The sequence below is a fragment of the Eubacterium sp. CAG:161 genome (assembly GCF_000432355.1).
In the GTDB taxonomy this organism is placed as follows: domain Bacteria; phylum Bacillota; class Clostridia; order Lachnospirales; family Lachnospiraceae; genus Eubacterium_G; species Eubacterium_G segne.
Window position 1 is genome coordinate 216,236 of the sequence record NZ_HF991871.1, and the last position, 7,183, is coordinate 223,418.

A 7,183-nucleotide genomic window follows, 5' to 3' on the forward strand; every position below is an offset into this window, starting at 1 on the left:
TGTATTGTAGAAATTTGCATAGCAATAAAGCGATTCGATTACATCATTTAACCCCCAAATTCACTTTTGACACTTACATTATTTTATATTTACACATTTATCAAAGCATGCATCTGTAGCTGCAAAAATTGCTTTTCTAAATCCGTTTTTTTCCAATTCTTCAACACCTGCAATTGTAGTTCCTGCTGGTGAGCATACCATATCCTTTAATTCTCCCGGATGTTTTCCGGTTTCTAACATAAGCTTAGCTGAGCCTAACACTGTCTGTGCTACAAATTCATAAGCATCCTTTCTTGGAAGTCCACATTTAACAGCACTATCAGCAAGAGCTTCCATAAACATAAATACATATGCCGGAGAGCTTCCACTGGCACACACTACACTATTAATTAACTTTTCTTCAACTACTTTCATTTTTCCAATAGATTTAAAAATTTTTGTAATATTATCTATTTCGTCTCCTGAAAAGATTTCCTTATTGTAGCATACTCCAGTCATTCCTTCTCCCACCATAGCCGGGGTGTTAGGCATTGACCTTACAATTCTATTAGTTTTAAACATATCCGCCATCTGACTAATTGTAATTCCCGGTGCAAGAGAAATTAAAACATTCTCCTTTGTTATGTCCTGTGCAATTTCCTTTGCAACCTTTTCAAACATTTGTGGTTTTACTGCCAAAATAATATATTTTGCTTTCTTAACTACCTCATTGTTGCTTTCACAATAGTCAACCTCTTCTTTTTTTGAAAACTCAACCATTTTTTCTCTGGAATTTCTATGGAATATAATATTTTCCTTTCCGAAAGTCTCCTTTGCTCCGGAAAGCATTGCACTTCCCATATTTCCCATTCCGATAAATCCTAAAACTGCCATAATACACCTCACAATATTTTTCTAATAAATTTATATCTAATTAAGTATATCATTTTTTCCTGTTTATGGGTAAAAAAAATAAGCCACCATAATTTAATATGATGGCTTAATGTAGATTATTTATTTTGCGTAATCAATGGCTCTTGATTCCCTTACAATATTTACCTTAATCTGACCAGGATATTCTAATTCACTTTCAATCTGCTTTGAAATATTTCTAGCCATAATAACCATATCAGCATCTGAAACCTTTTCAGGGATAACCATAACTCGAACCTCTCTACCTGCCTGAATGGCAAAAGATTTTTCAACTCCTTCGTATGAGTTTGTAATATCTTCTAACTGTTTTAATCTGTTTGTGTATGTCTCAAGTGTCTCACGTCTTGCACCCGGTCTTGCTGCAGAAATAGCATCTGCCGCCTGAACGATACAAGCTATAAGTGTTTCCGGTTCAACATCACCGTGATGTGCTTCCACAGCATTAATGATAACCGCCGATTCCTTGTATTTTCTACATAAATCAACACCTAACTGTATATGTGTTCCTTCCATTTCATGGTCAACTGCCTTACCTATATCATGAAGCAGACCCGCTCTCTTGGCTACTCTTACATCTAAGCCCAATTCAGCTGCAAGTAAGCCTGATAAATGTGCCACTTCAATAGAATGCTTCAGTGCATTCTGACCATAACTGGTTCTAAACTTCATCTTTCCTAAAAGTTTAACCAATTCCGGATGTATACCATGTACTCCCACTTCAAGTGTAGCTGCCTCTCCTTCTTCACGAATCATGGTTTCAACTTCTTTCTTAGCCTTATTAACCATTTCCTCGATTCGCGTAGGCTGGATTCTACCATCTACAACAAGCTTCTCTAAGGCGATTCTTGCCACCTCTCTCCTAATAGGATCAAATCCTGATAAAACAACTGCTTCCGGTGTGTCATCAATAATAAGATCAACACCTGTAAGTGATTCAAGAGTTCTAATATTACGTCCCTCTCTACCAATTATTCTACCTTTCATTTCATCATTAGGAAGTGAAACTACAGAAATCGTAGTCTCAGAAACATGATCTGTAGCACATTTCTGAATAGCATTTACAACAAGCTCTCTAGCTTTCTTATCAGCATCTTCTTTTGCCTGTGCTTCTAATTCCTTAACTAATTTTGCAGTTTCAATTTTAATTTCTTCTTCAACAGTTTTTAATAAATATTCTTTTGCCTGTTCGGAGGTTAATCCAGAGATTCTTTCAAGTTCCTGTACGCGCTGTTCGTTTAACTTATCTACTTTAGCTTTAGTCTCTTTTAACTCTTCTTCATGAGCTTTAAGACTATTTTCTTTCTTCTCAAGTGCATCTGACTTCTTTTCAACAGACTCTTCCTTGTTAAGAACTCGTTTCTCATAACGTTGAACTTCTGCTCTTCGTTCTTTGATTTCTTTGTCAAGTTCATTTTTGGTTCTAAGATTTTCCTCTTTAGCTTCCAAAAGTGCCTCTTTTTTCTTAGCTTCAGCTGTCTTAATGGCTTCATCAATAATTTCACGAGCCTTATCCTCTGCTGAGCCTATCTTCTTTTCAACAGTACTTTTTCTGATTGTAACTGCCACAAAGGCTGAAATCAAAGCAACTACAACTGCAATTCCAACGCATAAGAGTGTCCAAGTAGTATCACTCACAGGAGCACCTCCTTATTTAGTTTTCATTGTACATCACAACATATCCATTTTACTTTATTAACCAAGTTATGTCAAGCAATCTCACCGTTTATGTGACAAAAATGTAACAAAAATGTGCTACCAGACAGTTTGGCTAATAGCACATTTCCTCCTATAATGACATATCCGTATCATGAGAATATTGTCTCACAGCCGATTTTACATCATTATAATTATATCCTTTTCCTACAAGATAACGATATAACTTCTGTAATTCTTTTGGTTCTTCAAGATTATACCTCTTAATTCTTTTTTCCAATATTTTATTAAGAGAATGTTCGTCTGTATAATCGCTTTCTTCAAAGGCCTTATCAATAACATCCTTTTTTATGCCTTTAGTCATAAGATCCTGAACTATCTGTCTTTTACTTTTAGATTCGGACTTATATTCAATATAGAGACCGGCATATCTTAAGTCATCTATCAGATTATATTCTAAAAGATATGAAATGACCGATTGAATAATATCCTCAGGATAATTGCCGGATTTTAACTTATCATATATCTGCTTTTTAGTCTTATACCCGTCATCTAATATATAAAGTGCCCTTTCTCTGGCCCTCTTATATAATATCTCCCAAATCTCATTATATGACTTTTCATCTATGGTGGCATTCTCACTGATTTTGTATCTTCTGACCTCCCCTTTATATAGAATAAAGGAGATGCCATTATCCAATGTAATTTGAATCCGACTACCCTTCGGTATAGTTTTTACTACAGTATACATGTTGTTGCAATATTACTCCGTTTCAGTATTATTATCGGCATCTTTTTCCTCACTGCCGTCTAATGCATAAAAATCACGTACTTTTGTCTCTATTTCTTCCATAATGGTCGGATTTTCAAGAAGGTATTTTTTTGCATTCTCTCTTCCCTGACCAATCTTTTCAGAATTATATGCATACCATGATCCGCTCTTTATTACAACTCCACAGTTAGCTGCCAAATCAAGAATATCACCTTCTCTTGATATTCCCTTTCCAAACATAATGTCAAATTCTGCTTCCTTAAATGGTGGTGCAACCTTATTCTTAACCACTTTAACTCTTGCACGGTTACCTACCATTTCACCACCTGCCTTAAGTGTCTCCACTCTTCTAACATCAAGTCTGACTGATGCATAGAACTTCAACGCACGTCCACCGGTTGTTGTTTCCGGATTTCCAAACATAACACCGATTTTTTCTCTTAACTGGTTAATAAACACAACTGAACATCCTGTTTTATTAACTATTCCCGTAAGCTTTCTAAGTGCCTGTGACATAAGTCTTGCCTGCTGTCCCATATGAGAATCCCCCATATCTCCATCTATCTCAGCCTTAGGTACAAGAGCAGCAACTGAGTCCACTATAATAATATCTACAGCTCCGGATCTAACCATAGTCTCTGTAATCTCTAATGCCTGCTCGCCATAATCCGGCTGAGAAATATATAAATTATCAATATCCACACCTATAGCCTTGGCATATACCGGGTCAAGTGCATGTTCCGCATCAATAAAGCCTGCCACTCCACCTCTCTTCTGTGTTTCAGCAATCATATGTAGCGCAACCGTAGTCTTACCACTGGACTCCGGACCATATATCTCAATAATTCTGCCCCTTGGAATTCCTCCTATACCTAAAGCTAAATCCAAACTTAATGAACCTGTAGGAAGTGATTCAACATTCATCTTATTACCTGAATCACCTAATTTCATAATGGCACCCTTACCATGCTGCTTCTCAATCTGTGATATAGCTGCATCTAATGCCTTTAACTTATCTTCTTTATTCATATTAATCCTCGCTTATTTTAATCGAACTGTTGTTCGTTATTATGATAGTACATTATCCTATCCTTGTCAATATTAATTTGTCATATTATTTTGTTAAATATAATTATATACTTTATTAAAATAATATGCAACATGATTATTTATTTTTTAGAAATCCTACATTATTATACATTCTTTAACTTTAAATATTCATCAATCATTTCGCCTATTCCTGTTTTTTCCAGTTTTATTGCATTCAGGCACATATCATAATTACCTGCATACCCCCACTCTTCTCCTGTATAATATTTGTGATAACTCCTTCTTCTGTTATCTGTCTCATCAACTATTATTCCTGCCTTTCTTTCAGACACATTATGTTTTATTGCAATATTTCTAATGCGCTGTTTTTTTTCACCACATAAAAATATTCTTACAACATCGTCCCTGTCCCTAAAAGCATAATTTGATGCCCTTCCAATGATAACAAAATCACCATTTTTGACAGTTTTCCCAAGAGCCTCTTTCGGCGTGTTTCTTAAGTGCTGTTTCATTTCATCTGCTACAGTATCCATCATTAATTCAAGGGATACTTCATTAAAGAAAAAAGGATATTTTTCGTAAATATGTTCTTTCTTTGCAATTTTTTCCAGTTCTTTTTTGGTGTAACAGGGAATATTGTATTTTTCAGCTAAAAATCTTCCAATATCATCTCCATTACATCCACATTCTCTTGCTATTGTTATTATCATATATCCTCATTCTCCTAATTTTATAATTAATCTTCTATTACATAAAATTTGCATATAATGATGACAGTGCTACCGTAAGTATTCCTGATACCGCTATGGCAAGACTGCTCATTGCCCCTTCAACCTCACCTATTTCCAAGGCTTTCGCAGTTCCTATTGCATGGGATGAGGCACCAAAAGCCAGTCCCCTAGAAATCGGTTCATCAATTTTAAATATTTTGCAAATTAATTCTCCAAAAATATTTCCCAATACACCGGTAATAATTATTACAGCTACAGTTATGGTTACATATCCTCCCAACTCCTCCGATACACCCATTCCTATGGCTGTTGTTATGGATTTTGGAAGTAAAGTTACATATTCTTCATGAGACAAACCACAAATCAAGGCTAATGCCAGAACTGTTGTAAGACTTGTTATTGTACCTGCCACAAGTCCTAACATAACCGCCTTAAAATTTTTAAGGAGTAATCCCCACTGCTCATAAAGAGGTATTGCAAGACACACTGTTGCCGGAGTCAGTAGCCAGCTTAAGTATTTTGCCCCCTCATTGTAAGTGTAATAATCAACTTTTCCTACAACCAGAACCACTATTGATACCACAATTGAAATTAATAGGGGATTAAAAATTCCCAATTTAAACTTCTTTTTTAACAATGTTCCTATTAAATATGCCACCAAACTTAAAGTTACGCCGGCAAACATTGACTCTCTAAAAAAATCATTCATCCCTATCTGTCTCCTTATTTCTGCTTTTTCTTATAATCCACTGGGACATTCTGCCTGTGGCAACCATTACCGTTATAATGGTAACAGCCGTGATTATACATACAGGGACAAGCACCGATGCAAGCTTTCCCCAGCTATTCATTAATCCCACTCCTGCCGGAATGAACATTAACGGCATAATCTCAATAAGGAATTTTCCCGTTTCCCTAACTGCTTCTAATTTAATTAATCCTGTCATTAATCCAATAAATAATATTGCCATACCATATATTCCCGCAGGAATCGGAAGGGGAAGTATATATTTTAAGACTTCTCCTGCAAAGGATATTCCAAGTATAATTAAAAGTTGTCGTATATATTTCATCTTTTCTCCTATATATGATTATTTTGTATGTTCTAAATTATTATATAACCTGATTATTTAATGTCAATGTTACCAATATACTGTATTTTGCACTTGAAATACGTAAAAAATATGCGGCTGTCCGCCACACAAATGTCTTTAAACCGCATATTTTAAAAATTAATTTATTTTACTGTAATTTTGCACTTTATAGTTTTTCTTCCTGACTTCACAGTAATTACTGCTGTTCCTTTTTACCGGACTAAAATCTACGATAAAATTCTTTGCGAAACTGCTGACAGACTTAGGTAAAATAATAGTTTTAAGATTAGAGCGATCTGCAAATGCTCCCTCTGGAATGGTATTTGCCGTGTCCGGTATTTTAAGGTTTTCAAGGCTGCTACAATTATAAAATGCTAATTTTTCAATACGACTTACATCTGAAAAATCAAATTTCTTCAAAGATGTACAATCGCTAAAAGCACCTTCGGGATTTTCTCCATCTTCTACCTGAATACCAGCTGCTTCAAAAGTTTTCCCACCATGGCTTATTGCGTCCATTTCAGTATTTGCATATACGATTGTTCCCTCTTTTAATACTGTACACATAACCATTGCTGCCGACAGTCCGATTGCTAAAATGTGTTTCCATTTCATGTTTCTTTCCTTCTTTGTAACACATATTGCCATTCAACAGACAGTATCCAATATGGTATTTTTATGTTCTGCTGAATAGTTAATCGCCCACACCGTTGTAAAGTTTATTGCGTCTATATTTAATCGTCAATAGTGAAAATATTTAAAGTATATTATTTAGGTATACTCTCTGAAACACACAAAGCTCCCCACCCTGCCTGTTCGTTAGGCCACCTTGTAAATCCCGGAAGTTTTCTGCTTCCCTTTATAAGATAACTTTTTAATTTCTGCCCGTACAGAAAAGGATCATTTCCCCGAACTATCCCCCATTCCATCATTAAGGCCGCACTGCCACACACAAAAGGGGTTGCCATGGA

General features: G+C 35.5%; 8 protein-coding genes and 1 pseudogene. All 9 read right to left on the reverse strand.

What is annotated here, in order from left to right; all coding sequences use genetic code 11:
• Positions 1-78: 78 nt before the first annotated feature.
• Positions 79-873 (reverse strand): pyrroline-5-carboxylate reductase, encoded by a 795-nt coding sequence (gene proC, locus Q5O30_RS07590; protein WP_021953155.1) that lies wholly within the window; start codon positions 871-873, stop codon positions 79-81.
• Between the two features lie 120 nt (positions 874-993).
• Positions 994-2,493, reverse strand: a complete 1,500-nt coding sequence (gene rny / locus Q5O30_RS07595) for a ribonuclease Y (RefSeq protein ID WP_207721418.1) — start codon at positions 2,491-2,493, stop codon at positions 994-996.
• A 205-nt stretch (positions 2,494-2,698) separates the two neighbouring features.
• The gene (locus tag Q5O30_RS07600) at positions 2,699-3,316 is read right to left on the reverse strand and encodes a regulatory protein RecX (protein WP_021953157.1); all 618 of its coding nucleotides are present in this window, start codon (positions 3,314-3,316) and stop codon (positions 2,699-2,701) included.
• A gap of 12 nt (positions 3,317-3,328) precedes the next feature.
• On the reverse strand, positions 3,329-4,366 hold the full coding sequence (recA, locus tag Q5O30_RS07605) for a recombinase RecA (protein ID WP_021953158.1): 1,038 nt from the start codon (positions 4,364-4,366) through the stop codon (positions 3,329-3,331).
• A gap of 164 nt (positions 4,367-4,530) precedes the next feature.
• Positions 4,531-5,097, reverse strand: coding sequence for a cytidylate kinase-like family protein (locus Q5O30_RS07610; protein ID WP_021953159.1), 567 nt, complete (start codon positions 5,095-5,097; stop codon positions 4,531-4,533).
• Between the two features lie 37 nt (positions 5,098-5,134).
• Positions 5,135-5,827 (reverse strand): LrgB family protein, encoded by a 693-nt coding sequence (locus Q5O30_RS07615; RefSeq protein WP_021953160.1) that lies wholly within the window; start codon positions 5,825-5,827, stop codon positions 5,135-5,137.
• A complete protein-coding gene (locus Q5O30_RS07620) occupies positions 5,820-6,191 on the reverse strand; it encodes a CidA/LrgA family protein (RefSeq protein WP_021953161.1) in 372 nt (123 codons plus the stop codon). Before Q5O30_RS07620 ends, Q5O30_RS07615 begins: the two co-directional genes overlap by 8 nt.
• Before the next feature lie 159 nt (positions 6,192-6,350).
• The gene (locus Q5O30_RS07625) at positions 6,351-6,827 is read right to left on the reverse strand and encodes a leucine-rich repeat domain-containing protein (protein ID WP_302674639.1); all 477 of its coding nucleotides are present in this window, start codon (positions 6,825-6,827) and stop codon (positions 6,351-6,353) included.
• Between the two features lie 152 nt (positions 6,828-6,979).
• Positions 6,980-7,183: pseudogene (locus Q5O30_RS07630) on the reverse strand (peptidase S8); the annotation flags it as partial.

Excerpts from the sequence above, each read along its gene's own strand:
- proC (WP_021953155.1), bottom strand. The coding sequence starts at position 873 with ATGGCAGTTTTAGGATTTATCGGAATGGGAAATATGGGAAGTGCAATG.
- Q5O30_RS07600 (WP_021953157.1), bottom strand. The coding sequence starts at position 3,316 with ATGTATACTGTAGTAAAAACTATACCGAAGGGTAGTCGGATTCAAATT.
- recA (WP_021953158.1), bottom strand. The coding sequence starts at position 4,366 with ATGAATAAAGAAGATAAGTTAAAGGCATTAGATGCAGCTATATCACAG.
- Q5O30_RS07610 (WP_021953159.1), bottom strand. The coding sequence starts at position 5,097 with ATGATAATAACAATAGCAAGAGAATGTGGATGTAATGGAGATGATATT.
- Q5O30_RS07615 (WP_021953160.1), bottom strand. The coding sequence starts at position 5,827 with ATGAATGATTTTTTTAGAGAGTCAATGTTTGCCGGCGTAACTTTAAGT.
- Q5O30_RS07620 (WP_021953161.1), bottom strand. The coding sequence starts at position 6,191 with ATGAAATATATACGACAACTTTTAATTATACTTGGAATATCCTTTGCA.
- Q5O30_RS07625 (WP_302674639.1), bottom strand. The coding sequence starts at position 6,827 with ATGAAATGGAAACACATTTTAGCAATCGGACTGTCGGCAGCAATGGTT.